This window comes from Methanoculleus sp., assembly GCF_035363275.1.
GTDB lineage: Archaea > Halobacteriota > Methanomicrobia > Methanomicrobiales > Methanoculleaceae > Methanoculleus.
Map to the genome: position 1 here is coordinate 1 of NZ_DAOSET010000033.1, position 24545 is coordinate 24545.

General features: G+C 61.6%; 32 protein-coding genes. 28 read left to right on the forward strand and 4 right to left on the reverse strand.

The window, feature by feature from the left end; translation table 11 throughout:
* Window positions 1-97: 97 nt before the first annotated feature.
* Together PLN84_RS08465 and PLN84_RS08470 are read left to right on the forward strand one after the other, a co-directional pair.
* Window positions 98-796 carry a hypothetical protein gene (locus PLN84_RS08465; protein WP_292386485.1) on the forward strand — a complete coding sequence of 233 codons (699 nt, stop codon included), beginning with the start codon at window positions 98-100 and terminating at the stop codon, window positions 794-796.
* Between the two features lie 43 nt (window positions 797-839).
* Window positions 840-1103, forward strand: a complete 264-nt coding sequence (locus PLN84_RS08470; protein ID WP_292386486.1) for a thioredoxin family protein — start codon at window positions 840-842, stop codon at window positions 1101-1103.
* A gap of 100 nt (window positions 1104-1203) precedes the next feature.
* Here PLN84_RS08470 and PLN84_RS08475 read toward each other — a convergent pair whose 3' ends face one another.
* Window positions 1204-1794 (reverse strand): HVO_0476 family zinc finger protein, encoded by a 591-nt coding sequence (locus tag PLN84_RS08475; protein ID WP_292386487.1) that lies wholly within the window; start codon window positions 1792-1794, stop codon window positions 1204-1206.
* Window positions 1795-1827: 33 nt separating this feature from the next.
* On the opposite strand from PLN84_RS08475, the gene PLN84_RS08480 reads away from it, so the two are divergent.
* Both PLN84_RS08480 and PLN84_RS08485 read left to right on the forward strand, forming a co-directional pair.
* Window positions 1828-2280 carry a DUF371 domain-containing protein gene (locus PLN84_RS08480; RefSeq protein ID WP_292386488.1) on the forward strand — a complete coding sequence of 151 codons (453 nt, stop codon included), beginning with the start codon at window positions 1828-1830 and terminating at the stop codon, window positions 2278-2280.
* Window positions 2281-2698: 418 nt separating this feature from the next.
* Window positions 2699-4651: a PAS domain S-box protein gene (locus PLN84_RS08485; protein ID WP_292386489.1), complete on the forward strand. Its 1953-nt coding sequence runs from the start codon at window positions 2699-2701 to the stop codon at window positions 4649-4651.
* Here the strand turns inward: PLN84_RS08485 and xseB are convergent.
* The gene (gene xseB / locus PLN84_RS08490) at window positions 4626-4811 is read right to left on the reverse strand and encodes an exodeoxyribonuclease VII small subunit (protein ID WP_292386490.1); all 186 of its coding nucleotides are present in this window, start codon (window positions 4809-4811) and stop codon (window positions 4626-4628) included. The genes PLN84_RS08485 and xseB overlap by 26 nt on opposite strands.
* On the reverse strand, window positions 4795-6042 hold the full coding sequence (gene xseA, locus PLN84_RS08495) for an exodeoxyribonuclease VII large subunit (RefSeq protein WP_348532006.1): 1248 nt from the start codon (window positions 6040-6042) through the stop codon (window positions 4795-4797). The genes xseB and xseA overlap by 17 nt, the downstream gene beginning before the upstream one ends.
* 39 nt (window positions 6043-6081) lie before the next feature.
* On the opposite strand from xseA, the gene PLN84_RS08500 reads away from it, so the two are divergent.
* From PLN84_RS08500 to PLN84_RS08605, 22 genes are all read left to right on the forward strand, one after another.
* Window positions 6082-6906 (forward strand): sugar phosphate isomerase/epimerase family protein, encoded by an 825-nt coding sequence (locus tag PLN84_RS08500; protein WP_292386491.1) that lies wholly within the window; start codon window positions 6082-6084, stop codon window positions 6904-6906.
* Window positions 6907-7000: 94 nt separating this feature from the next.
* Window positions 7001-8269: a hemolysin family protein gene (locus tag PLN84_RS08505; RefSeq protein WP_292386492.1), complete on the forward strand. Its 1269-nt coding sequence runs from the start codon at window positions 7001-7003 to the stop codon at window positions 8267-8269.
* A gap of 21 nt (window positions 8270-8290) precedes the next feature.
* A complete protein-coding gene (gene purN / locus PLN84_RS08510; RefSeq protein ID WP_292386493.1) occupies window positions 8291-8917 on the forward strand; it encodes a phosphoribosylglycinamide formyltransferase in 627 nt (208 codons plus the stop codon).
* A gap of 75 nt (window positions 8918-8992) precedes the next feature.
* Window positions 8993-9310 carry a ribonuclease P protein component 4 gene (locus PLN84_RS08515; RefSeq protein WP_292386494.1) on the forward strand — a complete coding sequence of 106 codons (318 nt, stop codon included), beginning with the start codon at window positions 8993-8995 and terminating at the stop codon, window positions 9308-9310.
* Complete coding sequence (locus PLN84_RS08520) at window positions 9307-9567, forward strand: YhbY family RNA-binding protein (protein ID WP_292386495.1); 261 nt, start codon at window positions 9307-9309, stop codon at window positions 9565-9567. Before PLN84_RS08515 ends, PLN84_RS08520 begins: the two co-directional genes overlap by 4 nt.
* A gap of 51 nt (window positions 9568-9618) precedes the next feature.
* Window positions 9619-10068, forward strand: a complete 450-nt coding sequence (locus tag PLN84_RS08525; protein WP_292386496.1) for a 30S ribosomal protein S19e — start codon at window positions 9619-9621, stop codon at window positions 10066-10068.
* An 18-nt stretch (window positions 10069-10086) separates the two neighbouring features.
* Entirely contained in the window at window positions 10087-10425 is a 339-nt protein-coding gene (locus tag PLN84_RS08530; protein ID WP_292386497.1) for a DNA-binding protein, read from the forward strand.
* The gene (locus PLN84_RS08535; protein ID WP_292386498.1) at window positions 10425-11015 is read left to right on the forward strand and encodes an alpha hydrolase; all 591 of its coding nucleotides are present in this window, start codon (window positions 10425-10427) and stop codon (window positions 11013-11015) included. Before PLN84_RS08530 ends, PLN84_RS08535 begins: the two co-directional genes overlap by 1 nt.
* Window positions 11016-11035: 20 nt before the next feature.
* Window positions 11036-11188, forward strand: coding sequence for a 50S ribosomal protein L39e (locus PLN84_RS08540; RefSeq protein ID WP_214019632.1), 153 nt, complete (start codon window positions 11036-11038; stop codon window positions 11186-11188).
* A gap of 4 nt (window positions 11189-11192) precedes the next feature.
* Window positions 11193-11456: a 50S ribosomal protein L31e gene (locus tag PLN84_RS08545; RefSeq protein ID WP_292386499.1), complete on the forward strand. Its 264-nt coding sequence runs from the start codon at window positions 11193-11195 to the stop codon at window positions 11454-11456.
* A 1-nt stretch (window position 11457) separates the two neighbouring features.
* Window positions 11458-12120, forward strand: a complete 663-nt coding sequence (locus tag PLN84_RS08550; RefSeq protein WP_292386500.1) for a translation initiation factor IF-6 — start codon at window positions 11458-11460, stop codon at window positions 12118-12120.
* Between the two features lie 3 nt (window positions 12121-12123).
* Window positions 12124-12315, forward strand: a complete 192-nt coding sequence (gene rpl18a, locus PLN84_RS08555; RefSeq protein ID WP_292386501.1) for a 50S ribosomal protein L18Ae — start codon at window positions 12124-12126, stop codon at window positions 12313-12315.
* Entirely contained in the window at window positions 12308-12763 is a 456-nt protein-coding gene (gene pfdA / locus PLN84_RS08560; protein WP_348532007.1) for a prefoldin subunit alpha, read from the forward strand. The genes rpl18a and pfdA overlap by 8 nt, the downstream gene beginning before the upstream one ends.
* A gap of 2 nt (window positions 12764-12765) precedes the next feature.
* Window positions 12766-13863: a signal recognition particle-docking protein FtsY gene (ftsY, locus tag PLN84_RS08565; RefSeq protein ID WP_292386503.1), complete on the forward strand. Its 1098-nt coding sequence runs from the start codon at window positions 12766-12768 to the stop codon at window positions 13861-13863.
* Entirely contained in the window at window positions 13863-15191 is a 1329-nt protein-coding gene (locus tag PLN84_RS08570) for a signal recognition particle protein Srp54 (RefSeq protein ID WP_292386504.1), read from the forward strand. Before ftsY ends, PLN84_RS08570 begins: the two co-directional genes overlap by 1 nt.
* Window positions 15192-15782 carry a tRNA (pseudouridine(54)-N(1))-methyltransferase TrmY gene (gene trmY / locus PLN84_RS08575; RefSeq protein WP_292386505.1) on the forward strand — a complete coding sequence of 197 codons (591 nt, stop codon included), beginning with the start codon at window positions 15192-15194 and terminating at the stop codon, window positions 15780-15782.
* Entirely contained in the window at window positions 15761-16999 is a 1239-nt protein-coding gene (locus PLN84_RS08580; RefSeq protein WP_348532008.1) for a tRNA pseudouridine(54/55) synthase Pus10, read from the forward strand. The genes trmY and PLN84_RS08580 overlap by 22 nt, the downstream gene beginning before the upstream one ends.
* Window positions 17000-17002: 3 nt before the next feature.
* Window positions 17003-17296 carry a 50S ribosomal protein L21e gene (locus tag PLN84_RS08585; protein ID WP_292386508.1) on the forward strand — a complete coding sequence of 98 codons (294 nt, stop codon included), beginning with the start codon at window positions 17003-17005 and terminating at the stop codon, window positions 17294-17296.
* Window positions 17297-17317: 21 nt separating this feature from the next.
* Window positions 17318-17668, forward strand: a complete 351-nt coding sequence (locus PLN84_RS08590) for an RNA polymerase Rpb4 family protein (protein ID WP_292386509.1) — start codon at window positions 17318-17320, stop codon at window positions 17666-17668.
* An 18-nt stretch (window positions 17669-17686) separates the two neighbouring features.
* Window positions 17687-18250, forward strand: coding sequence for a DUF655 domain-containing protein (locus PLN84_RS08595; protein ID WP_292386510.1), 564 nt, complete (start codon window positions 17687-17689; stop codon window positions 18248-18250).
* Window positions 18247-19020 (forward strand): 16S rRNA (adenine(1518)-N(6)/adenine(1519)-N(6))-dimethyltransferase RsmA, encoded by a 774-nt coding sequence (gene rsmA, locus PLN84_RS08600; RefSeq protein ID WP_292386511.1) that lies wholly within the window; start codon window positions 18247-18249, stop codon window positions 19018-19020. Before PLN84_RS08595 ends, rsmA begins: the two co-directional genes overlap by 4 nt.
* A gap of 3 nt (window positions 19021-19023) precedes the next feature.
* Entirely contained in the window at window positions 19024-19590 is a 567-nt protein-coding gene (locus PLN84_RS08605) for a HemK2/MTQ2 family protein methyltransferase (RefSeq protein ID WP_292386512.1), read from the forward strand.
* A gap of 124 nt (window positions 19591-19714) precedes the next feature.
* Here the strand turns inward: PLN84_RS08605 and PLN84_RS08610 are convergent, their stop codons facing one another.
* Complete coding sequence (locus PLN84_RS08610; RefSeq protein WP_292560347.1) at window positions 19715-21535, reverse strand: hypothetical protein; 1821 nt, start codon at window positions 21533-21535, stop codon at window positions 19715-19717.
* Window positions 21536-21788: 253 nt separating this feature from the next.
* Between PLN84_RS08610 and PLN84_RS08615 the strand changes: the two genes are divergently transcribed.
* Both PLN84_RS08615 and PLN84_RS08620 read left to right on the forward strand, forming a co-directional pair.
* On the forward strand, window positions 21789-22583 hold the full coding sequence (locus tag PLN84_RS08615) for a methyltransferase domain-containing protein (RefSeq protein WP_292386514.1): 795 nt from the start codon (window positions 21789-21791) through the stop codon (window positions 22581-22583).
* A gap of 326 nt (window positions 22584-22909) precedes the next feature.
* Window positions 22910-24286: an MATE family efflux transporter gene (locus PLN84_RS08620; protein ID WP_292386515.1), complete on the forward strand. Its 1377-nt coding sequence runs from the start codon at window positions 22910-22912 to the stop codon at window positions 24284-24286.
* Window positions 24287-24545 lie beyond the last annotated feature (259 nt).

A 24545-nucleotide genomic window follows, 5' to 3' on the forward strand; every position in this document is an offset into this window, starting at 1 on the left:
AAAGGTAGTGGTTTATTTATTTAAATAAATCTCATGGGGCAATTCATCCCGTACAGAACAATACCATTTTATTTCAACAAAAGTCGATTATACCGTGATGAAAAAGACACAGCAGAAGAACTCAAAGGACGAGACCAAGCCCTGGATGAAATGGGCCTATGTGGGGGTCGCCCTGCTGGTTGCGGTGGCAATGGTGGGTTCCTACCTCGCCCCGATCTTCGGGAGCAGCCAGAAGGCTCAGGCAGGGGATGTGGCACGGGTCGGCTACACCATCCGTGACGGGGACGGGCGCCCTCTCGTCACGACCGACCAGGCTCTCCTCGAAAGCGAATACCAGAAGGGGAACCTGGTCTTCCTGACCCCCAGCCTGGAGATGCTCGTCGGCGGACAGGTCCCGGGTGAGAATGTCGCCCCTGTTCCTATCCTGTACCCCGAGACCAATGGGACCGTAGGCTTCGGCCTGCTGGGGTTTGAGACCAACACCATCGCCGCAGGACTCGTCGGGATGCAGGTCGGCGAGACGAAGGCCATCCGTTTCGCTTACGGGTCGGAAGACCTCGACATCAATTTGAGCAAGGAGGAGGCAGACGAGATCGACCTCAACGTTACGGAGATGGGAGTGGGGGATCTCTTCCTGCGTGAATTCATGATAACGGATGGTATCCCCGTCGGCAATGAGACCAATGCGACCCCAACACTTCGTTTCTGGGAAGTCGCCGGCAAGACAGACGACTCGCTGCTCGTCACGTGCCGCTACGGCAGCGCCGAGATCACGCTCAATGGTATAACCGGGTGACCCCACCCACTATTTTTTATAGTCTCCCCACTTTCTGCCATATATGGCGGTGAACGTGATAACCTTCTACCAGGAAGGGTGTATGGGGTGCGAGGAGCAGACCCCGATCCTTCACGAGACGAAGAACGCTCTCGGGATCGAGATCGAGGAGATCGATGCCGTGAAGAACCCCCGGTACATCAAGGAGTACAACCTCCGGGTGACCCCTACAACCCTCGTGATCGAGGATGGCGAGGTCAGGGAGCGGATGGAGGGGCTCGTCCACCGTGAAGACCTCGAGGCCGCGATCCGGCGGCACCTGCCCTGACTCCCTCTCCTGGCAAGGGGCCGGACCCGGCCCGGCCCTTCACGAGGCATATCGCCGGACACCGGATGCGATCCCGTTCGCGGCCACTCCTGCCGGGCGGTCACCGCCCCTGGTAGCGTCCCTCGAGGTAACCGTAGATCCGCTTTATCCTGCGGGCTACCGTCTTCCAGCCTTCTTTCCTGAGGACCGGACCGTCGCGGAGTTTGATGTGCGATATTCTGATCCGCCGCCCGCCGAAGGTGTAGGGCTCCCCGACGACGAACTCCTCTTCTCCCTCTGCGGTCTGGTAGAGCGGGAGGGTCGTGCGCCCGGTATGGATTGATGCCCTCACCACGACCTGCTCGATCCCCCGGGTCCAGAGGGTCGTCACCTCCTCGGCCGCCGCCCGGCGGACTCTCTTCGCACCGGCCTCGATGCCGGTGACCTCGACCCCGAAGACCTCGTCTCCGCACTCCGCGGCGATATGGTCCCCGAGGCTCACGACCTCGTTTGCAAGCATCTCCACGCTGCAGACCTGTGACTCCGTCTCAAGGCTCACGATCGCCCTGATGGTGAGGACACGGGGTTCGGGGGGCTTTGGAATCCGGTGGACCTGGCCGCACTCACTGCACTGCACCACCAGTTCGACGGCTTCCCGGAGAACCTGGTGTTCACGCTCCTCTTTACAGACGGGGCAGACGATACTAATCATTCATTAGCAATAGAAGCCCTCTCCTAATTAAGCATGAAGGCGAGGGATATCGTGCGGGCACGGGGGCACCCACTGGTCCGGGGGGCCCACCCGACGACGTTTGAAGTGACAAAAGACGAGACGCTGACCGCGACCGGCGACTGCATCATCGGTGTCGCTGCCGACAAGGGTGCCGCCGACCTCGATCCGGGTCTGAAAGCGCTGCTCCGCGACGACCGGGCGGTGCTCACGACCCGTCTCATGGCCGGCGGCGAGACCGTTGAGGTCCGATCGCGAGGGAGCGCGGCGTTGACCCTGGACCATCCCGCAGACCTCGTCTGGCGCCGGAGCGACTTCGTCTCGGACCGGACCGTGGGCATTCGCTCCGATCGCGTCGCGGCCACCCTCCCCCGTGAGTTCATCGAGGCGCTCCGGCGGGGCGAGGAGCTGGTGGTCGAGCTCGAGGCGGAGGTCTTAGAGAACGACGCTCCTGTGAGCGGAGTTTGAGCCCCGTCAGGTGGCGATTGACGACGCTCCTGTGAGCGGAGTTTGAGCCCCGTCAGGTGGCGATTGACGACGCTCCTGTGAGCGGAGTTTGAGCCCCGTCAGGTGCGAGGCAGGAGTTCGCGGATCGTAACGAGTTCTGCGGCAAAGATGGTTATTACCACCCACGTTTTCTCGTCTATCATGATGCAATGCGGATTGTTTGACATCATCTCGAATTTTGAGGATTCAAATCGCGGCCGGCTTCTCCCGGGCTTTTTGTCGATTCTGACCGGGCAGCCGTCGCTCCCGCAGGGCCGACGCTTCCCCTGTCGCCCTTCGCGAAGTTCGCGACAATCACTTCCCCACCTTTGCCGCTTCGCGTATGTACCCCGGGTTGGGATAGGTTTATGCGTTCACGGGGCGGGGGAATGGTTGAGACATGCAACCGTTCGCCCCGGCGCTCGAAGACCTCCTCGAACTCCTGGAGGATCTCGATCGCCGCCTCCGTTCTCTTCAGGCGGGTGTAGGGCCGGCTCCTGCGGGAGACCTGCTTCTGCAGAAGTCGGACCTTGCCGAGATCAACGATCTTGTCGATGCACTGATCGCCGGCATCCGGAGCATCGATGCCGGGTGTCGACGATACCGGGACCGCTTCCTCCACCTCCCGGTCGGGTGCCTCTGCACCGGGTCAGAAGGCATCATTCTGGAGGCAAACCGGGCGGCGGCCGCTCTCTTCGGCCTTACTCCTGATCGCCTGCAGGGGGGACGCCTGCAGGCGTATCTCCACCCCGGCTGTATCCCGGTCTTCCGGTCGGTGGTTGAAGCGCTCACGCGGGGCGAAGAGCTCCCGGTGCAGGAGTTGCTGTTTGCTAGATCCGACGGCAGCACCTTCCCCGCTGCCGTGGCGGCTTCGGCCGTGCGCGACCCTGGTGCCGTGGCGGCCGAGTTCCTCTGGGTCGTCACTACATCCGGGAGGAAGAGGGTTGAAGAGGCCCTCCGGGAGAGCGAAGAGCGCTACCGTGAGCTGACCGAAAACATCAGCGATGCCTTCCTCGCCCTGGACCACGACGCCCGGGTTGTCTCATGGAACCGGGCGGCGTCTCTCCTCTCGGGCCGCCCCGCGGAGGAGGTCATCGGAAAGAGCATCTACGATCTCTTCCCGGAACTCCGGACCGAGGATGTTACCGGGTTCCTCGGGGAGGTCATGGAGGCCGGCAGGGCCGGCGTGAGCGAATACCGGCTCCCTCTCCGTGGGATGGAGCACACCTTTGAGGTGCGCGCCATCCCCACCTGCGAGGGTGTCTCCATCTATCTCAGGGACATCTCGGACCGCCGGAGAGCTGAGCAGGCTCTCCGGAGGAGCGAGGAGGAGTACCGGGCGGTCGTGGAGAGCCAGACCGAGCTGATCTACCGCTGGCTCCCCGACGGTATCATCACCTTCGCGAACGACGCCTACTGCCGCTTCATCGGCATCCCGTGTGGGAACCTGCTCGGGCGGCGGTATGCCCCCACCGTCCCGGCCGAAGACCAGGCCAGAATCCGGCAGACCCATGCGTCCCTCACCCCCGATCACCCCGCCACCACGGTCGAGCATCGGGTGGTCATGCCGGACGGCAGGGTCCGGTGGCAGCAGTGGACTGATACGGCGTTCTTCGATGAAGAGGGCTCCATCGTCGAGTATCAGTCGGTAGGGCGGGACATCACCGATGCGCGGATGGCGAGCGAGGCGCTCCTCCTCGCGAACAAGAAACTTAACCTGCTCTCGGACGTGACCCGCCACGACATCTTGAACCTGCTCAACGTGATCTCGGGGTACCTCGGCCTCTCCCGTGAGCTGACGGACGACCCGGAACTGCAGGGGTATTACCGGAAAGAGGAGGAGGCCATCCAGGGTATCCAGCGCTACATGGCTTTCACCCGGGACTACCGGGATATCGGTGCGGCCGCTCCCATCTGGCAGAACGTATCGCGGATCGCCCGTGAGGCGATGACGGGGCTCGATATGGACGAGGTTGCCGTCGAGATGCAGACCGGCGATCTCGACGTGTATGCCGATCCCCTCATCATCCGGGTCTTTGCAAACCTCATCGATAACTCGCTCCGGCACGGTAAGGACGTTACCCGGATACACATCTTCTCGGAGGAGTCTGACCGGGGGATCAGCATCACCTACGAAGACGATGGTATCGGTATCCCTCACGCTGAAAAAGAGAGGATATTCAAGCGTGGTTTGGGGCGGCAGACCGGGTTCGGGCTCTTCCTCGCCCGGGAGATTCTGGCAATCACGGACCTCTCCATACGCGAGACCGGCGAGCCCGGAAAAGGTGCGCGGTTCGAGATAAGCGTCCCGCCGGGGTTCTACAGGTTCAGCGGTCGCGGCCGAGCTCCGTGAGTTTCATCTCGGCCGCGCCGAGGAGGTCTTCGCACTGCTTCACCAGGAGCGCGCCCCGCTCGTAGATGGCGATGCTCTCCTCCAGGTTCGTATCGCCGTCTTCCAGTCTTCGGACAATCTTTCGGAGTTCCTCAAGCATCTCTTCAAAGGTCTCTGTCATACGTTATCTCCTCCACGACGGCCCGGCACCGCCCGTCCTTCATCCTCAGCACCACATGGTCGCCCGGTCCGAGGTCTCCGGCACTCCTTGCGATCTTCCCCTCCGACTCGACGATGCAGTAGCCCCGGTCCAGGACGGCAAGCGGGTTTCTCCCCACCAGGTCCGCACGGGCCTCGGCAAGTGCGAACCGTTCCCGCTGTACCCGGGCGAGAGCCGCCCGGCGGAGCAGTTCCTCGTGATCGGCGAGGTGCTGCATCCGCTCATGGAGCCGGCGGACGAGCCGCCGGGGGTGCATGCGCTCCCGCAGGTCTTCGACCTCGCTTCGTGCGGCGCAGAGGTGATGGAGGAGGAGCGCTCCCATCCTCTCCTCATACCCGCAGAGTTCCCGGAGCACCTCGCGGCGTTCGGGCACAGCCCGTTCCGCCGCTGCCGACGGCGTCGGGGTCCGGAGGTCCGCGGCGAAGTCGCAGAGGGCGGTATCCACCTCGTGCCCGACGGCGCTGATCACCGGCGTCGCACATCCGGCAACGGCCCGCACAACGTCCGGGTGGTTGAAAGGGAAGAGGTCCTCGAAACTCCCTCCCCCACGCCCGACGATGATCACGTCCACGAGTCCGTCGACCCGACGGATCGCTTCCGCGATCTCGGTGTGCGCCCCTTCGCCCTGGACGGTCGTCGGGGAGAGGATCACCTCGGTCGGATACCGGCGGGATATGACCGAGAGGATATCCTTCAATGCCGCGCCGGTCGGGGAGGTGACCACGCCGATCCGGTGCGGGAAGGCGGGCAGGGGCCGTTTCCGTTCGGGAGCAAAGAGTCCCTCGGCGTCGAGTTCCTGCTTCCAGCGCTCGACCATGAGGTGGCGCTCACCCGCGCCCGCCGGGAGCATCTCCCGGACGATCAACTGGTACCTGCCGTGAGGCTCGTAGACCTCCACGGACCCCCAGGCGAGGACGTCCATGCCGTCTCTCGGCGTAAAGCGGAGCCCGGATGCGGAGGTGCGCCACATGACGCAGTTGATCACCGCAGTGTTCCTCCCGCTCCGTTCCGAGAGCGAGAAGTAGCGGTGGCCGGAGGCATGGTTCTTGTAGTTGGTCACCTCCCCCCGCACCCAGATCTGGTGCAGGTGGGTGTCGTCGAGGAGGTCGCAGATGAGCCTCGAGACCTCCGAGACCCCGAGGATCAGGGTGCCGAATCGATCCGGACTTGTGGAAGGACCGCTCAACATCATCAAAATCTATTAGGCCGATGGTTTATATCAACTAGTGTTATGGGTCGTTTCGCCGTCTCGACAATGTTCTTCCACGAGTACCCGTGCGGCTACATCTTTGACTACATCGCCGAGTCCGGGCTCGACAGTCTCGAGTTCTGGGTCGAGACGCCGCACTTCTGGCTTCGTGATCGCCCGGAAGACGAACTCGTAGGGTGCATCGCCGATCACCCGGGTCTCTCGCCGATCACCGTCCACGCCCCGACGCTGGACCTGAACCCCTGCTCTATCAATCCGAGGGTAGCCGAGATATCGGTCGAGTACACCCTCGAGGCCGTCCGGATGGCGGACCGGATGGGCGCCGCCGTGGTCACCGTCCATCCCGGCCGGCGGACGGCGAAACGGCACCCGAGCGCCTACGACTACCGGCGGTTCGACGACTACATCGCCCAGCTCCGTGAGGTCGCAGGGGAGACGCAGGTGAAGGTCGCGATCGAGAACCTGGAGCCCCGGGTCAACGCTATGCTCTATACGCCGGAGGATATGGCCGAGGTGCTCGAACGGGAACCCTGGCTCTGGTTCACGCTCGATATGGGACACGCCATGATGACGTCCTCTCGCGAGGTGGACCGATTTATCGACCTCTGTATGGAGCGGATGGTGAACGTCCATGTCAGTGCACTCGGCGAGAACGGGCGGCCCCACCACCCCGTCCACGACGATCCGGGAGCGTTGCGCGTGCTTACGGAACTTGCCGACCGGGGCTACGGCGGATACCTCACCCTGGAACTCGAAGACATGGTCTTCCCGGGGACTCTCTCGTCCGAAGAGAAGGTCGTGCTCTTGATGCAGGAATCGGAGGCATTACAAGGGATATTTTCCTGAAGCGCTGGGTTTATAACTTCTGCCCGCATTATAATTGATGTATCCGAAACATAACCGGATATCAGATGCTGCCGCTGGATGCGGCGTGGAGTAAATGGCAATCGTAGACCTTGCAACTATAGAGATCATACTACTTTTCATCAGTCTGTTTCTCTCGGGCTTCTTCTCCAGTTCGGAAGTCGCCCTTATATCGATAACCCGGGCAAAAGTACACGCACTCTTAAACCAGGGTCGGAAGGGAGCGAAAGCGCTCGATGCGCTGAAGCGGTCGACCGATAGGATAGAGCTCACCACCCTGATCGGGAATACCGTTGCGAACGTCGCCGTAGCGGTGCTCGCGACTGCGATCGCCATCGGCACATACGGCAACGCCGGTATTGTCATGGCGTTCGGCGTCACGGTGCTCCTGATCCTGATGTTCGGCGAGATCGGGCCGAAGATGTACGCATCCCGGCACACCGAGGACCTCGCCCTCCGTGTCGCCCGGCCCATCCTCTACCTCTCGACGGTGCTCTACCCGGTGCTCTGGGTCTCGGATCGGATCAAGCAGCAGTTTGCCTTCAGGCCCGGCGTGGCCGAGCCGGTCGTCACCGAAGAGGAGATCAAGGAGTGGATCGACGTCGGTGAGGAGGAGGGGACGATCGAGGAGGAGGAGCGGGATATGCTCTACTCCGTGCTGCGCTTCGGCGATACGACGGTTCGCGAGGTGATGACGCCGCGTGTCGACGTCGTTATGATCGAGGATACGAGTTCGCTCGAGAACGCCCTCTCCGTCTTCAACGAGACGGGTTTTTCCCGGATTCCGGTCTACCATGAGCGAATCGACAACGTCATCGGGCTCCTGAACATCAAGGATCTCTTTGCGGCGGTCTTCCGCCAGCAGACGAGCGCGACGATCAGGGATCTGATGTACGAACCTTACTTTGTCCCCGAGAGCAAGAAGATCGACGAGCTTTTAAAGGAACTTCAGGTAAAGAAGCAGCACATGGCGGTCGTCCTCGATGAGTACGGGTCGTTTGCCGGGATCGTCACGGTCGAGGATATGCTCGAAGAACTGGTCGGTGAGATCATGGACGAGTTCGACGAGGAGGAGCCTGAGGTGCAGCGGATCGAAGAAGGCGTCTACGTGGTCGACGCGCGGGCGTGGGTGGAACACCTCAACGAGGACCTGGATCTCAACCTCCCGGTGATGGATTCGTACGAGAGCATCGGCGGTCTTGTTATCGACCGGTTGGGACATATTCCACGCCGCGGTGAGGTGGTCAAGATCGAGGAGAGCAACATCACGCTGGTGGTGATGCAGATGCGGGGTCGAAGAATTGTCAAAGTAAAGATGATCATCACGCCGGCGGAAGCAAGGTAAGAGCCGGGGAGTTTGAGACGTATGGATCCAGAAAGACCTGTTCACAAAAAACGGATTGCAGTGCTCGCCTCCGGCAGGGGGTCGAATTTTCAGGCAGTCATCGACGCCATCGCGGCCGGGGAGATCCCGGCGGTCTGCGTCGGCCTCATCACCGACAACCCCGGATCTCACGCGATCGAGCGGGCGAAAGCCGCCGGTATCCCGGCGGTAATCGTCGAGTATGCGCGCTTCCCGTCGAAGGCCGCCTACGAGGAGGCACTCCTTGCTGCGATGCGGGGCTGCCGCGCGGACCTCTTTGTCCTCGCCGGCTACATGCGGATCCTCGGGAGCGGAATTGTCCACGCGTTCTCGGGCCGGATGATGAACATCCATCCGGCCCTGCTCCCGGCGTTTGCCGGGCTGCATGCGCAGCGGCAGGCGATCGAGTACGGGGTGAAGGTCGCGGGCTGCACCGTCCACCTCGTCGACGAGGGGACCGACACCGGCCCCATCGTCATCCAGCGGTGCGTCCCGGTCCTCCCGGACGACGATGAATCTGCGCTCGCCGACCGGATCCTCGTCGAGGAGCACAAAGCCCTCCCGCTCGCCGTGAAACTCTTCTGTGAGGATCGCCTGGAGGTTGCTGGTCGGCGGGTGTGGGTCCGCTGAATCCGGGCATCAAACCCTTATATATCCTCGCGCCTCCAACCTCAAAAGCCACCACTCGATAGAACGGATCGCACCATGGCAGATGTTACACGAAAATCCGGCTCCCGAAGACTTGCCCGCGAGAGGATCGCTATCCTCTTTACGCGGGCTGCAGAGTTCTACCCGGAAAACCCCGCCTGGAGCAACCGGTGCGTGGAACTGGCCCGAAAGATCGGGATGCGCCACCGGGTGCGGATAGAACGGCCGCTGAAACGCCGGTTCTGCCGTCGGTGCAGTGCCTACCTGGTCCCGGGATCGAACGCCCGGGTCAGGATCCACCGGGGCCGCGTGATCGTCACCTGCCTTACCTGCGGACACCGATCACGGTATCCGGTCGGGAGGCCTCAAGTATGAGCAGAGAATCGTTTCAGGATCTCAAGCCCACCATATGGGTGGGAAAGCGTGGTATTACGAATGTCATGATCGACGAGATCCGGCGCCAGTTAAAAGATCGCAAGACTGTCAAGGTCAGGTGGCTCCGGAACACCGAAGTCGATCCTGAGGAGATAGCAGCATCGGCCGGTGCGGTTCTCCTCGAAGTCCGGGGGCGGACACTCGTTCTCGCGGAGCGGCGGAGTCGCTCCACCGGACGGGATTCTCGAAATATATAAAACATCCCCGGACGAATATGTAAAGACTGTTAGCGATAGTGAGGTTCATCTATGACGACTGTATACGACATCCCTGCCGATATCTTCATCCGGCAGGTGGCAGAAGAACTCAAGAAAAACCCGCAGATTCAGCCCCCCGATTGGGCCGCTTTTGCGAAGACGGGGGTACACAAAGAGATGCCTCCCGAGAACGAAGACTGGTGGTATGTGCGTACGGCGTCGGTTTTCCGGCGTGTCTACACCGACGGGCCGGTTGGGACCCAGAGAATGCGCTCGATCTACGGCGGCAAGCGTAACCGGGGCCCGGCCCCATCGCAGTTCCGGCGGGGAAGCGGTTCGGTCATCAGAAAGATTCTTCAGCAGCTTGAAGCGGCCGGATTCGTCTCCCACGGGAGTGCAGGACGTACAGTCACCGCAGCAGGCAGATCGTTCCTCGACAACGCCGCAAACGGTCTGAAGGCCCAGGTTGTCGAGGGTTCGCCGGGCCTTGCGAAGTACTGATCCCCGGAGGTATGACTGATGGTAGATGACGAACTCGCAGAACTCCGCCGCCGGAAGATGCAGCAGATGCAACGGCAGGCGATGGATCAGCAGACGATGGAAGACGAGGCGGAACGCCAGCGGCAGCTCGACTCACAGATCCGTGTCGCACTCATGGAGATCCTTGAACCTGAAGCGAGGGAGAGGCTGAATACCATCAAGTTGACCCGGCCGGAGTTTGCAAAAGCGGTCGAGCAGCAACTGGTGATGCTGGCCCAGAGCGGCAGAGTCCGGCAACGGATCACTGACGATCAGTTAAAAGGCCTGCTTGCCCAGTTGACCCCATCTAAGAAAGAGTTCAGGATCACGCGGAAGTAATGAAAGCAGGTGTGCTCTTCTCGGGAGGAAAAGACAGCGCGCTCGCGGCGCTCATGCTTGCGCGCGACTACGGCGTGGAACTGAATACCTGTGTATTCGATCCCGACCGTGACGTCCCCGCGGTGCGGGCGGCAGCGGCCGCTCTCTCCCTCCCTTTCAAGAGAAGGGTGCTCGGGCAAGACCTCCTCGAGGAGGCTGTCGACCTGCTTCTCTCGTGCGGTTACCCGAACGATGCGATAACGATGATTCACCGGAGAGCGGTCGAGACCCTCCTCGCTGAGTATTCGGTGGTCGCCGACGGCACCCGCCGGGAAGACCGGGTCCCCCGGCTCGAGCGGTCCGAGGTGCAGCACCTGGAGATGACCACCGGCTGCTCCTACGTTCGGCCGCTCCTTGGCTACGGAAAACCCGAGGTCGAACGCCTCGCAGGAAGACTGCTCGTGGTACGATACGGGGAGACCGGAAGCATCGGGAACGGTGACTACGAAGAGGAGCTCCGTTGCGCGGTTCGCGCCCGTGGTATCGATCCGGCGTTGTTCTTCCCCTCCGGCCACCTGCAGTCGCTGGTGGTCGGCAAGAGGGAGACCTGAAGTATGCGAGAGTGAGAGTTATGAGCAAGTTGATGAAAGGCCGGAAGATCCGGCTGGCAAAGGCATGCGAGCAGAACCGCCGCGTGCCGGCATGGGTGATGATCAGGACCAACCGTGCAGTTGCGTCGCATCCGAAGCGGCGCAACTGGAGACGGAGTTCCCTGAAGGTGTAAGGTTATGGCAGAGGCATTGAAAGAACATATCTATATCATCCCGCTCCGCGATGTGAAGCGCGCGCCCCGGTGGAAGAGGGGCAACACCGCTGTCAAGGATATCCGGGCGTTCCTCGAACGACACATGAAGAGCGAGGATGTCAAGCTGGATAAGAGCATCAACGAGAAGGTCTGGGAGAACGGCAGTTCTAAGCCCCCGAGAAAGATTCGCGTCCGCGCGATGAAGTTCGAGGACGGGCAGGTCCAGGCCGAGCTCGCCGAGGAGTGAAATGACAGGGACGATCGATCTAACCGGCGATCCGAACATCGGTATCTACACCCGCGTCTTTGAAGACATAGCGGTTGTGTACCCCGGGGCTCCCCGGGAGTTCACCGAGGCCCTCGAACGAGAACTCGAGGTCGAGATCGTGAACACCCTCATCCAGGGAAGCAACATCATCGGCTCGCTCGTTGCGGGAAACAGCCAGGGCCTGGTCGTCAGTGATCTTGCCACCGCTGAGGAAGTGGCGGCCCTCGAGGAGTACCGTGAGGTATTCCTGCTTGGAGGGTCTATGAACGCGGCGGGCAACGTGATTCTCGCCAACGACTATGTTGCCGCCGTCCATCCCGATATGGAGATCGATGTCGCCGAAGAGATCGGGTCGTTCCTCTCTGTGCCGATAGTCCGGCTCTCGCTTGGAGGCATCAAAACCGTCGGCATGGCCGGGTATGCGACGAACAAGGGTCTCCTCGTCCACCCGAGAGCCAATGATACGGAGATTGCCGCCCTTGAACGGGTCGTCGACCTTCCTATCGGCCTCGGTTCGGTCAACATGGGGAGCGGCCTCGTGGGCACCGGGCTCCTTGCCAACAGCAAGGGGTACATCGCGGGTTCCGCTACGAGCGGGTTTGAACTGGGACGAATTGAAGAAGTCTTTGGATTTTTGGAGTGAGTTATGGAGAACCAGACGTTTGAAGTTGTGGGTGCGTGTAAGATCAACAACGAGTGGAAACCGTACCGAAAGGTCATCGGGGCCCCGAACGAGAATCAGGCTAAAGAAAGGATTCTCACTGATATCGGGAGCAAACACCGCCTGAAGAGAAGTTATATCACCATCGAGTCGGTTAACGTAGTAGCTGGTGAATGACGTGGACCAGGCAGATCCTCGGGAGATACAGACCCTCCAGATGTACTTAAACGAGTACGGGCAGCAGATAGAGATCCTGACGCAACAACTCGGGATGATCGAGCAGCAGCGCCTTGAGGCTGCCGCCGCCACCGAGACCCTCCGGGCTATCCCGGAGAGCAAGGACGGTATTGTTCTTCTCCCTGTCGGAGGCGGGGCGCTTCTCCGGGTGAAGGTGCTCGATGCCGGGCACGTCCTGGTGAACATTGGGGCCGATGTCTCTGTCGAGCGGGCCACTGCGGATGCGGTGGAGTATCTCGAGGATCGGATGACTGAACTTGAGGCGCTGGGGAAGAAAGTCGCAGGTTCGGTCGAGCAGTTGCAGGGGCAGGCAACGGAGATCTCCCGGCGCCTCGAGGCGGCCTACCGGGGGACCCGGCAGGCGCAGGCAGGCCAGGGCGGAAGTTGATAATGTTTGATTCCTTAAAGAAAAAACTTCAGAATATCAGGACCAAATTCACCTCGAATATCGAGGAGGCTGCCGGAACCGAACCAGGGACGCCGGTTGCTGAAGAATTTGAGGACGTTCTGGCTGCAGAGCCCGTCTCCGAGCCCTCCCCCCCTGTCCCGTACGAACCCCCGGTCTCCGAGGAAGCAACCCCGGAGGAGCGGGAGAAACCTACGTTTTTCAACAGGTTAAAGGTCCTTGTCCGGGAGCGGGAGGTCCTTCTCCAGGAGAAGGATGTCGAGGAGCCACTCTTCGAACTTGAGATGGTCCTGCTCGAGAACGACGTCGCGCTCCCGGTCACGGACGAGATCATCGCCCGTATGAGGAGCGACCTCGTGGGCCAGCACCGGAAGATCGGCTCCTCGGTCGATGACCTGGTCACCTCCACCCTGCGCTCTGCGCTCTGCGGGGTGCTCGGCGAGGGCCTCGACCTCTCGCGCTACATCCGGGAGCATGAGCGGCCCGTGAAGATCCTCTTCACCGGCGTGAACGGGACCGGGAAGACGACGACGGTCGCGAAGGTCGGCCATTACCTCCAGAAAAACGGCTTTACGGTCGTGATCGGCGCAGGAGACACCTTCCGTGCGGGGGCGATCGAGCAGATAAGGACTCATGCCGACCGTCTCGGGATCAAGACGATCCAGCACCAGGCGGGCGCAGATCCTTCGGCGGTCCTCTTCGACGCTGTCCAGTACGCAAAGGCGCACGATATCGATGTCGTCCTCGCCGATACGGCCGGCCGGTTCCACAACCGGGCGAACCTCATGAACCAGCTCGAGAAGATACGGCGGGTCATGAAGCCCGACCTCGTCGTCTACGTCGACGAGGCGGTTGCAGGGAACGACGCGGTCATCCGGGCCGACGAGTTCAACAAGGCGGTCGGCACCGATGCGGTCGTCCTGACGAAGGCGGACATGGATCCGAAGGGGGGTGCGGCCATATCGGTTGCGCACACCGTCGGAAAACCGATCCTCTTCCTCGGGACCGGCCAGGGCTACGACGACATCATGCCGTTCTCGCCCCGCGTCATAGTCGACGAACTCCTGGGGGATGAGGCCTGATGCTCGATAACCTCGGCACGTCGTTAAAAGACGCGGTCAAGAAACTCGCCGGCAAGACGGTGATCGACCGGGCCGCCGTCGACGAACTGGTCCGTGACCTCCAGCGGGCACTCCTCCAGGCCGACGTCAACGTCAAGCTCGTGATGCAGCTCTCGCAGGCGATCAAGCAGCGTGCCCTCGAGGAGGAACCCCCGAAAGGGATGGGCGTCCGCGAGCACGTCCTCCGGATCGTCTACCAGGAACTCGTCCGGCTAATGGGGAAACCGGGCGAAGTGGCGCTCGGCCCCCAGACGATCCTGATGGCGGGGCTGCAGGGGAGCGGCAAGACCACGACGACCGCGAAGCTCGCCCGCTACTTCCAGCGCAAAGGCCTGCGGGTCGGCGTGATCTGCGCCGATACCTTCCGGCCGGGCGCCTACGAGCAGTTGAAGACGCTCTGCGACCGGATCAGCGTCCCCTGTTATGGAGATCCGAACGAGAAGGACGCCCTCAAGATCGTCCGCGAGGGCCTCCCGAAGTTCCGCAAGCACTACGAGGTCATCATCATCGACACTCAAGGAAGGCACGCCCTTGAGGAGAACCTGATCGAGGAGATCGTCAACATCAACGAGATCTCGCACGCCGACCACCGGTGGCTCGTCATCGACGCGGCGCTCGGCCAGCAGGCAAGCGAGCAGGCGCGCCGGTTCCATGCGGCGATCGGGATCGACGGCGTCCTCGTGACGAAGATGGACGGCACCGCACGGGGCGGCGGCGCGCTCTCGGCGGTCTCGGAGACCCAGAGCGGGATCGTCTTCATCGGGAGCGGCGAGACGATCGAGGATCTCGAACGGTTCGACCCGGACGGGTTCATCTCCCGGCTGCTCGGTATGGGGGACTTAAAAGCCCTCGTCGAGCGGGCGGAGGAGGCGGTCTCGGCCGAGGATATCGACGTCAACGCCATGCTCAAGGGGAAGTTCACGCTCCGGGACATGTACAAGCAGCTTGAGGCCCTGAATAAGATGGGGCCCCTGAAGCAGATCATGAGCATGCTCCCCCTGGGCGGGATGCAGATACCGGACGACGCTTACGACATCACCAGCACCAAGATGCAGCGCTACAAGGTGATCATGGACTCGATGACGCCTTCGGAGCTTGACGACCCCTCGATGATCGGGAGCTCCCGGGTCCAGCGGATCGCCCGCGGCGCCGGGGTGACGCTCGACGACGTCCGTGACCTCATCAAGTACTACAAGATCATGCAGCGCGCCTTGAAGGGTATGCGCGGCATGGGCGGCGGCAAGTTCAACATGCAGCGCATGATGAAGAAGTTCGGCAGGACCCAGTAGATGAAGCGGTTTGCCGTCGTTGGCCACCTCGCCGCAACGAGCGGCGCATTCAGCCTCAACGATCTACCGGGCAGCGGCGGGAGGATGGACGTCCTCTGCCGCTCTGTCAACTCCTCGTTCTTTCTCTCCCACGATCTCCGGCGCGACGTCGAGTGCTACCTCATCCTCTGCGGGGAGCCCGGGCCCGAGAAGACCATTCTCTTCCGCGGCGGCGAGGTCCGTTACCTCTCGCCGGACGAGCGGAGCAGCGCCGCACTGATCAAGAAGGCGCTCTCGATCCCCTGCGGGGACGAGTTCCGGGAGTCGACACCCGGGGTTTACATCCGCCGCGGCGGGCTCTCCCGGCTCCTTGCCGAGATCCCGTTTGCGGTCCTCGATGAGGCGGGAGAGGATATCCGGACGGCCCCGGCGCTCCCGGAGAACTATCTCCTCTCCGACCACCACAACTTCACGCCGGAGGAGGAGGCCCTGGTCGAGGGGTATCCGCGCTACTCGGTAGGACCGCGGTCGCTGCACGCCGATCATACTATCACCGTCCTCTTAAACGAGATGGACCGGAGGGAATCCGGATGGATATCATTGAAGCGGTAGAAGCAATTCTTGAGTATGGCGAGACCTGCGATCACTGTCTCGGGCGGTTCTTCGGTAAGCGGTCGTTTTCGCTGACGAATGAAGAACGCGGTCGGGCGCTGCGGATCACACGCGAACTTGCGATCAACGAGCCCCACCGGGAACCTGATCACAGGTCCTGCTGGATCTGCGGCGGCGAGTTCTACCATGTCGATGCATGGGCGGCAAAGGTCGTGGAAGCGGTGCAGGATCTAGAGTTCGCGACGTTCCTCGTCGGGACGAGGGTGCCACCGCTTGTGGCCGAGAGCGAGGAGATGGTCTGGAGCGACCTCGGCCTCCGCGATCCCGAGCCGCTGAAGGCCGAGATGAACCGCGAGGTGGGCAAAGCCGTCTCGGCGCTGACGGGCAAGACGGCCGACCTCAAACGTCCCGACATCGTCGTGATCCTGGACCTTGCGGAAGAGACCGTCGAGGTGCAGGTCAACCCGGTCTACTTCACCGGCCGCTACCTGAAGTACGAGCGGGGGATCCCGCAGACCCACTGGGACTGCCGGGCCTGCCGGGGGGCCGGGTGCGAGAAATGCAACTTCACCGGCAAGCAGTACGCGGACTCGGTTGAAGAGCTGATCGGCCGGCCGGTGATCGAGGCCTTCGACGCCGAGAACGCCGTCCTGCACGGTGCCGGCCGGGAAGATATCGACGCCCGGATGCTCGGATCGGGCCGCCCCTTCGTGATGGAGGTTGAGGCCCCGAAGAAGCGGTCGGTGGATCTTGCGGCGCTCCAAGAGGAGATCAACCGGAGCGCCGACGGCAGAGTGGCGGTCCACCTGACCGGATGGGCTAATCGGAAGATGGTGCAAAGCCTTAAGTCCGACAAGGCGCATAAAAAATACAGGATCCTGGTCGAGATCGATGGCCCTGTAGCGTCAGATGAGTTCAGGGCGGCTCTCGATCAGTTAAAAGGTGTAACGATACGGCAGCGCACCCCTACACGGGTGTCACACCGACGGGCAGATTTAGTTCGGGAACGGCAGGTCCTCGATATCGGATGTACGGGCAGGCAAGACGACGGGTACTGGGTCGAAGTCGTCGGTGAAGCGGGCCTCTACATCAAAGAACTGATATCGGGGGACGGCGGCAGAACCCAGCCCAGCCTTGCCCAGATCCTGGGGCACACCGCAAGTGTTGTCAGCCTCGATGTGGTGCTGGTCAAAACAGCGAATGAGTATGGTGAGTAAGCAATGGCACATCACAATGGACCACGCAAGAAGACGCGGTATAAGTTCAAGAAAGACCTCAGAAAGCGCGGTATCCCCCCGGTCACCTCGGTGATTCAGAACTTCGAGATCGGGCAGCGGGTGCATGTTGTGGTCGAACCGAGTGTCCAGAAGGGCATGCCCCACCGGAGATTCCACGGGAAGACCGGCACGGTCATCGGACAGCGCGGACGCGCATGGGTGCTCGAGGTCAGGGATGGAGATACGATAAAACAGGTGATTGCGAGACCGCAACATCTAAAAGCGCAGAAAGTATAAACCTCAACAGTGGTGATTGGCATGAAGGTAAAACGAATCGTGAGCGAAGAGCGGATGCTGCTTCCCGAACTGCGTGATACCCTCCTCTCTGTGGAGGCAGCCCGGCTCGAGTCCGGAGAAGAGATGTCCTACGAACTTCGGAAGAGCATCGAGCATGCCAATCATCTTTTCAAAACACCGGCCGAGAAGGCCCGCGACCTCGTCGACGAGCTCATGAAGCTCGAGAAGATGAAGGACGATATTGCCTACCGCATCGCGAACCTGATGCCGCGAACCCGGGACGAACTCCGCGCAATCTACGCAAAGGAACGGTTCAACCTCACGGCGGATGAACTGGACGAGATCCTCGATCTGGTAATGACTCACTTCTGAACCGCTGGAGTGGCGTCAATGAAGACCGAAAGGAAAGAAGAGAACGCTGTAGTCATCGATATCCTTCCTATGGGGTATTCGAGCGACCAGCGTCCTGTCTACAAGCGCGAACCGGTTGTCCTTGCCGTCGGCATGGACCAGTTCAAGCTGCTCGAGCTCGTTCCGAAGGCGGGTGCGGATATTCAGGTCTATGACCGCGTCTACATCGGTGATGCGGAGCGGGACAAGATCGAGCGCGTCAAGCGGCGGCTGAACTACACGGACCTGACGGCGACCGCGAAACTGGAACTGCCGTTCGTGATCGAGCAGATCGTCCGCGAGAACGAATCTCGGTTCGTCGACTTCTTCAATAAGTCCATCTCCATCACGCCGAAGTTCCACATGCTGCACCTGCTCCCCGGCATCGGGAAGAAGCTTATGTGGGAGATCATCGAGCAGCGGGAGAAGAAACCGTTCGAGACCTTCGCCGACATCTCCGCGCGTATCAAGTCGCTTCCGCACCCGGATCGGATGATCGTCAGCCGGATCCTGCGCGAGATCGAAGACCCGGACGAGAAGTATCATATCTTCACATCGAGATGAGCGCTCCGAGGGATCAGCATTTTCTCGTCGACAAAAGGGCCGTCGAGAGGATTGCCGGCTTTGTTGATGTCTCCGGTCGGAGGGTGCTTGAGATAGGACCCGGTGAAGGGGTCCTCACCCGCGCCCTCCTTGACCGTGGTGCACACGTCAGTGCGGTAGAGATCGATCCGGCTCTTGTAGAAGAACTTGAGCTGGCCTTCGCCGACGAGATCGAGGAAGGCCGTCTTGAGATCGTCCTTGGCGACGCGAAGAAGGTGGATATCCCGCCGTTTGATATCGTCGTCGCAAACCTCCCTTACTCCGTTTCTTCAAAGATCACGTTCCGGCTGCTCGCGATCGGGTTTGAGGTCGCGGTCCTGATGTATCAGAAGGAGTTTGCCCAGCGGATGGTCGCTCCGCCGGGGACGCCGAACGTCGGCCGGCTCTCGGTGATGGTGCAGACCTATGCTTCCGTAAAGCCGCTGCTCGAACTCTCGCCCTCCTCCTTCCGCCCGAGACCCCGGGTCCGCTCCTGGGTGGTCCGGCTCACTCCCCACGAGCCGCCGTATCCCATCGCCGACCGGAAGGGTTACGCCGATGTCGTCCGGGTGCTCTTCTCCCACCGGCGAAAGACCGTCCGGAAGGGGCTCCGGAGCGGCAAGGATACGTTCGCGCCCGAGGCGATCGAGCGAGCGATCGCGGACCTGCCCGACGACCTCCTGCAGCGGCGGCCCGAAGACCTGACGCTTGAGGAGTTCGCGCTGATCGCAAACATGCTCGCCGGGTGCTAGAGGATGCTCCCTGACCAGGTCTACCCCCCGGCCGAGGACTCATTTCTCCTCCTCCGGGCGGCGCTCCGGGAGGTCTGCGAGACCGACCGGGTGCTCGAAGTCGGGACCGGGAGCGGCTACGTCGCGGCCGGGCTTCTCGGCAGGGCGGCGGCGGTCGTCGCGACCGACATCAACCCCCACGCTGTGGCGTGCGCCCGCTCGCGCGGGGTCGCGGCAATCCGGACCGATCTCTTATCGGGCCTCTCCGGCCCCTTCGACCTCATCCTCTTCAACCCGCCCTACCTTCCGACGGCTCCCGAGGAGCGAATTAGCGACTGGCTGGAGTATGCCCTCGACGGCGGGCCGACGGGGAGGGTGACGATCGAGAGGTTCGTCGCGGATGTCGGGCGAGTGCTCTCGCCCTTCGGGAGGGTCCTCCTCCTGGTCTCCTCGCTGACCGGAGTTGACGAAGTCCGTGGACTCTTCGCCCGGGCGGGGTTCGTCTCGTTCATAGTCGACGAGGAGCGGGTCGAGAATGAGATCCTCTACGTCCTCCAGGCGATGCGGGACCTCTGCCGGATTGGGGCGTGAGGCTCGCAGATCGCGGTCTCGCGCAAAGTCTGTAAAACGCCCTTCTCTCTTTCATGACTCTGTGTGAGTGACGACCCGGCTCAGATGGCTTGATGCCCGGTAAAAAGAGCAGTGGGTCCTCCCTTCACACCGTCGAGGGCCTCTCGAACACCTCCTCAAACTCAAAGCGCGCGAACTCCGCGAACGGTGCATCCAATATCACCGCCGCGAGATCCTCTTTTGCCACGGCGAACGCGCCGGCATCCGGGTACGCGATGAAGGTGTACTCGGTGGTGCCCCGGTACTCCTCCGAGACGGACGCCGACTGCATGAGCGCGATCATCTCGGGCGTGCCGATGGTTCTCTCCTCCTTCCGGTAACCGTCGAGGAGGGCGAGCAGGTTCCGGTAGCGGTAGTCCTCGGGCCTGACCTCGGCGTGGTAGCCGTCCACCCGCTCGACGGCGGAGGGATAGACGCCCCGGTAGAGGTAGAAGTTGTTCGCGATCAAGAGGCAGTCGTCCGGCTCGACGACGCCCGGCCCTCGCACCGCGCCGCCGTAGGAGTCCGTCTCGAAGGCCGCCGGGATGCTTCCCGTCCCGTTCCCGTAGGGAGCCGAGACCCCTGCGTTGTTCCCGCCGGTCCTGGTCCCGTTCGCCTTCTCCCAGTAGGCCCACGCCCCGGCAACGTCGCTCTCGCTCCTGAGCGCATCCATGAAGAGGAAGTTGGTGGGCACGAGGTCGGTCGCGTTCCAGTCCGGGATCGACGGCGACGAGTGGGGGACGAGCACCAGGCCGTCCTCGTTCATGCCGTTGAACGTCCCGATGAACCCGGGCCAGTCTATCCCGACCGTGCGTTTCGCGCCCGGACCCGGGTCGGTCGCGATGACGAGCAGGCTGTTCACCGTGACCTTCCGCAGGTCGTTCTCGCCGTCCATGTTCTTGCCGTGGATCACGCCGCCGGCAAGTTCCTCGTTTGCTGTCAGGTTGCCCCAGGCGATCGCGCTCGTGCAGAGGTGCGGCGACACGCCGGCGTCACCCGTAGTGGCGAGGTTTATGCCGAGATCGCCCATCCTGAGGCCGTAGAGTTTGTAGTAAAGCATGAAATCGTAGGTATTCTCGGCAAGGAGGTCGTAGCGGGTGAGGTTCCGCGAGAGCGACGGGATATAGAGGTCCGTGCCGCCTGCGTTCATCCCGGCGAGCATGGCGTCGAGCTCGGCCATATATTTCGGATTTGCCGGTGCCATGTGCTCCTCTATGTAGGGGATGAAGAGGTCTTCGTACTCGACGGGCGACTGCATGAACGACTCGATCAGGACGTAGTCGATCCAGTCCCGGATCTGCGGGCCGCAGAGGTAGCCATAGGCATACGCCCGCTCTTCCGGCGTTCCCCATACCTGGAGAACGTGACAGCCCTTCTGGACCGTGAGCCTTCCGCCGCCGCTGCCGACGGCAATCTCCCGATCATCGTCGGGGTAGGGCGTCGGGGCGACGAGAGTTATATCAACCCCGGTCGCGGCATTCTCGGGCGTAACGGCGACTCCGACGGGGGTAAGGTGCGATGGCGTGCAGTACCACCCGGTTGGGTCGCGATAGTCAAGGTGATCTATCCGGCCGTTATCATCCGTATCCGCCCAGGCATAGACGGTGTAGTTGCCCGGAGGAAGCCCGGAGATGACGTACTCCCCCGGCGCGTCGAGCGCGGCAAAGCCGCTGACGTACTGCGAGCGTTCTGGATGCTCCCCTATCTCCATGACCCTGATCTCCGACGCCGAATATGCTGCGGCGTCGATCGCCGCGATGTAAATCGTTCCTCCCGCGTAATCCCCTGCCACACTCCCGGAGATGGAATCTCCACCAGTCGGGGTGGTGACGTTCGTGCAGCCTGCAGCGGCGATGAGGAGGATCGCCACGCCGAGGATGCACGCGGGCAGGCAAACGCGCAGGAGGCGCTCTGGTACCTGGTTCATTACTTTTTTCTTCCGACATAGGAGGATAAAATCGTATTGAAGTGTTCCTGTGTACGATACATGCCGAAGCGCGAGAATCCTGATGAATTTTGCCGGTTATCGGTTTTTTGGGTCCTGGATGGTTCAAAAGTGAGGGGGCGGAGCGTGATTGCCTGTAGGATCTGCCGGGACGGCCCGTTGCAGAAGGTATGATGACGGGTGGAGGCGATACCTCTCACCTGGAGAACGTGCAGACAGCACGGAGGTGAACATCATGGCACACGCGTGGAATCCGGAAGATTACCACAAGCACTCCTCTACTCAGCAGGCCTGGGCGCATGAACTGATCGGGAAGCTCGATCTATCCGGCGACGAGCGGGTGCTCGACCTCGGCTGCGGCGAAGGAAAGGTGACGGCGGAGATTGCGGCCTGCCTCCCCTCGGGCTCGGTGCTTGGCCTCGACCTCTCTGCCGGGATGATCGCCTTCGCCCGGGAGCGTCTCCCGTCGGAGCGGTATCCGAACCTCCGGTTCGCCGAGGGTGATATGCTCGACCTGCCGTTTGATCGGGAGTTTGATCTGGTCTTCTCGAACGCCGCCCTGCACTGGGTCTCCGACCACCGCAGGGTCTTTGCGGGCATCGTCCGGGCGCTCCGGCCGGGAGGAAGGGTCCTCCTCCAGATGGGCGGGCGAGGGAACGCCGCCCCGGTCTTCGCGGTCGCGGACGAGATGCTCGCGGAGGAGCAGTGGGGGAGGTATTTCAGTGGTTCAGCTCCACAGTACGCCTTCTACGGCCCCGAGGAGGAGCGCAAGCGGCTTGAGGAGGCAGGGCTCACGCCGGTGCGGGTCGAACTGATCGGGAAGGACATGACATTCGATCTGCCGGACGGGCTCATGGGATGGATCCGGACCACCTGGCACCTCTACCTCGACCGGCTGCCCGAAGAGGCCCGGCCGGCGTTCATCGCGGAGGTGGCGAGCCGGTACGTGGCGCGGCACCCCTCGCCCGACGGCCGCATCCGTGTCCCCATGGTGCGCCTCGAGGTCGAGGCGGTCAGCGATACGGGATGACGGTAATTTGACCCCCGGTCACGGCCGGAGGCGGATCGGGGAGTTGGAGGGGGTCCCATCCGGTGTGGTGATAAGGCTCCGGGACACTGCCCTGGCTCCACCAGAGGCCGCACCTGCCCCGGTATACCCCTGGAAGGCTTCTTCGGCATGTCAGCGAGGTGCCGAGCGGGAGGTCCTCAACTGAACGTTCCCCTCATCCGGGTGTTTCCGATAACCCGATTAAGCACCTGAAAAGCCTTGTTTTTAGATTTACTGATTTAAAACCATTTAGAATGTCGGTCAATATTTATTATCTCTCACTTCATATTATAAGTGAGAACTTGACGATGAACAATTCCAACAATCTCCTCACCGAGGGACCGGTCGGAAAAGGCCTTCTGGTAGTGGCTCTTCCGATCATCATCAGTAACCTCCTCGCAAGCATCCTGGAGGTGGTGGATATGTATTTCATCGGCAAACTCGGCGATGTCTCGATTGCCGGCGGAGCGATGAGCATATCCATCATACTGGTGCTCACGACAGTGATCTTCGGGATCGTGACGGCAACGGCTGCATTTGTGTCGCGAGCATACGGGTCAGAGCGGTTTGAGCGTATCCAGGTGATCCTTTCGCATTCGCTTTACCTGGCACTCGCCTTTTCGGCGATCCTTGCGGTCATCGGCTTATTCTGGTCTCAGGATCTTCTCCTGCTCCTTGGAGCGGATCCTGAGGTTGCAGCGGAGGGAGCACGCTTCCTCTCCCCGATGCTGATAGGAATGTTCGTCTTCGTCACGCTGATGATCCTGACGACGGTCTTCCAGAGTACGGGGGATTCCAGGACACCGATGTTCGTGATGATCGCAGTGAACATTGTGAACATCGTCATGAATCCGACACTGATCACGGGTCTTGGCGGTTTCCCGGCACTCGGCATAGCCGGATCTGCGTACGCTTCCCTGACATCACGTACGACCGGCGTGCTGCTCCTGATCGGGGTGATGTACCTCCTGCCGTCCAGAAAGAACGGACCGGTCCGGTTCCCGAAGAAATGGACGTTTGAACCGCGACTGGTCAAAGATATCGTGAAGGTCACGATACCGTCAGCGGTACAGAGCGGCGTTCGGAGTTTTGCGTTCCTGGGGATGACCGCGATCGTGGCACTGTACGGCACGGCGGCGGTGGCGGCATACGGCATCTGCCAGCGTCTGGATATGCTGGGTCTCGTCTTCGTGATGGGGCTCTGCACGGGCGTCGCGGTGATGGTCGGGCAGAACCTGGGAGCGGGAAAGGTGGAGAGGGCGGAGAAAGCGGTCAGGATTGCGACGATCGTGAATGCGTCGTTTATGGCGCTTGTGGGTATCATCTACCTGCTGTACGCGAAGCATCTCCTGGCGTTCTTCGGCGCGGCGGGCGAGACGCTTGCAGACGGCATCCTGTTTATGCAGGTGATCCCGATGTCGTACTTCGTGATAGCCATGGCGATGACGATGGGGTTTGCGATGAACGGCGCGGGGATGACGAGACCCGGCATGTATGCGGCGATCGCGGGGCAGCTGATCGTGCAGGTGGGTCTTGCCGCGATGGTTGTGGCGATGGGCCTGCCGCTGCAGTTCGTCTGGTTTGCAGTGGTCTGCGGCACCGTGGTGGTGTTCCTCTGTGATCTCTTCTTCTACAAGCAGGGAGTCTGGAAGACGAAGAAGTTGAACCTCGGTGGGGAGAATTGATCCAGAGATTCTTTGACAACCTTTTTTTTGATTAACCCCGCAGGCAATCTCTGGTCCCGGTACTTCGCTAGGATATTTGAGACGACCCTCAGGAGGTCAAACCCTCGATTTTCCTTCGCAAACTTCGCGGTTCAAAGCCTGATGGCCTCTTGTCGTCCGGACGTTCCGTCCGTCGCCACTCGAAGACCTTCGGTCTTCTCAAGCTCCGGACGTTCCGTCCGTCGCCACTCGAAGACCTTCGGTCTTCTCAAGCTCCGGA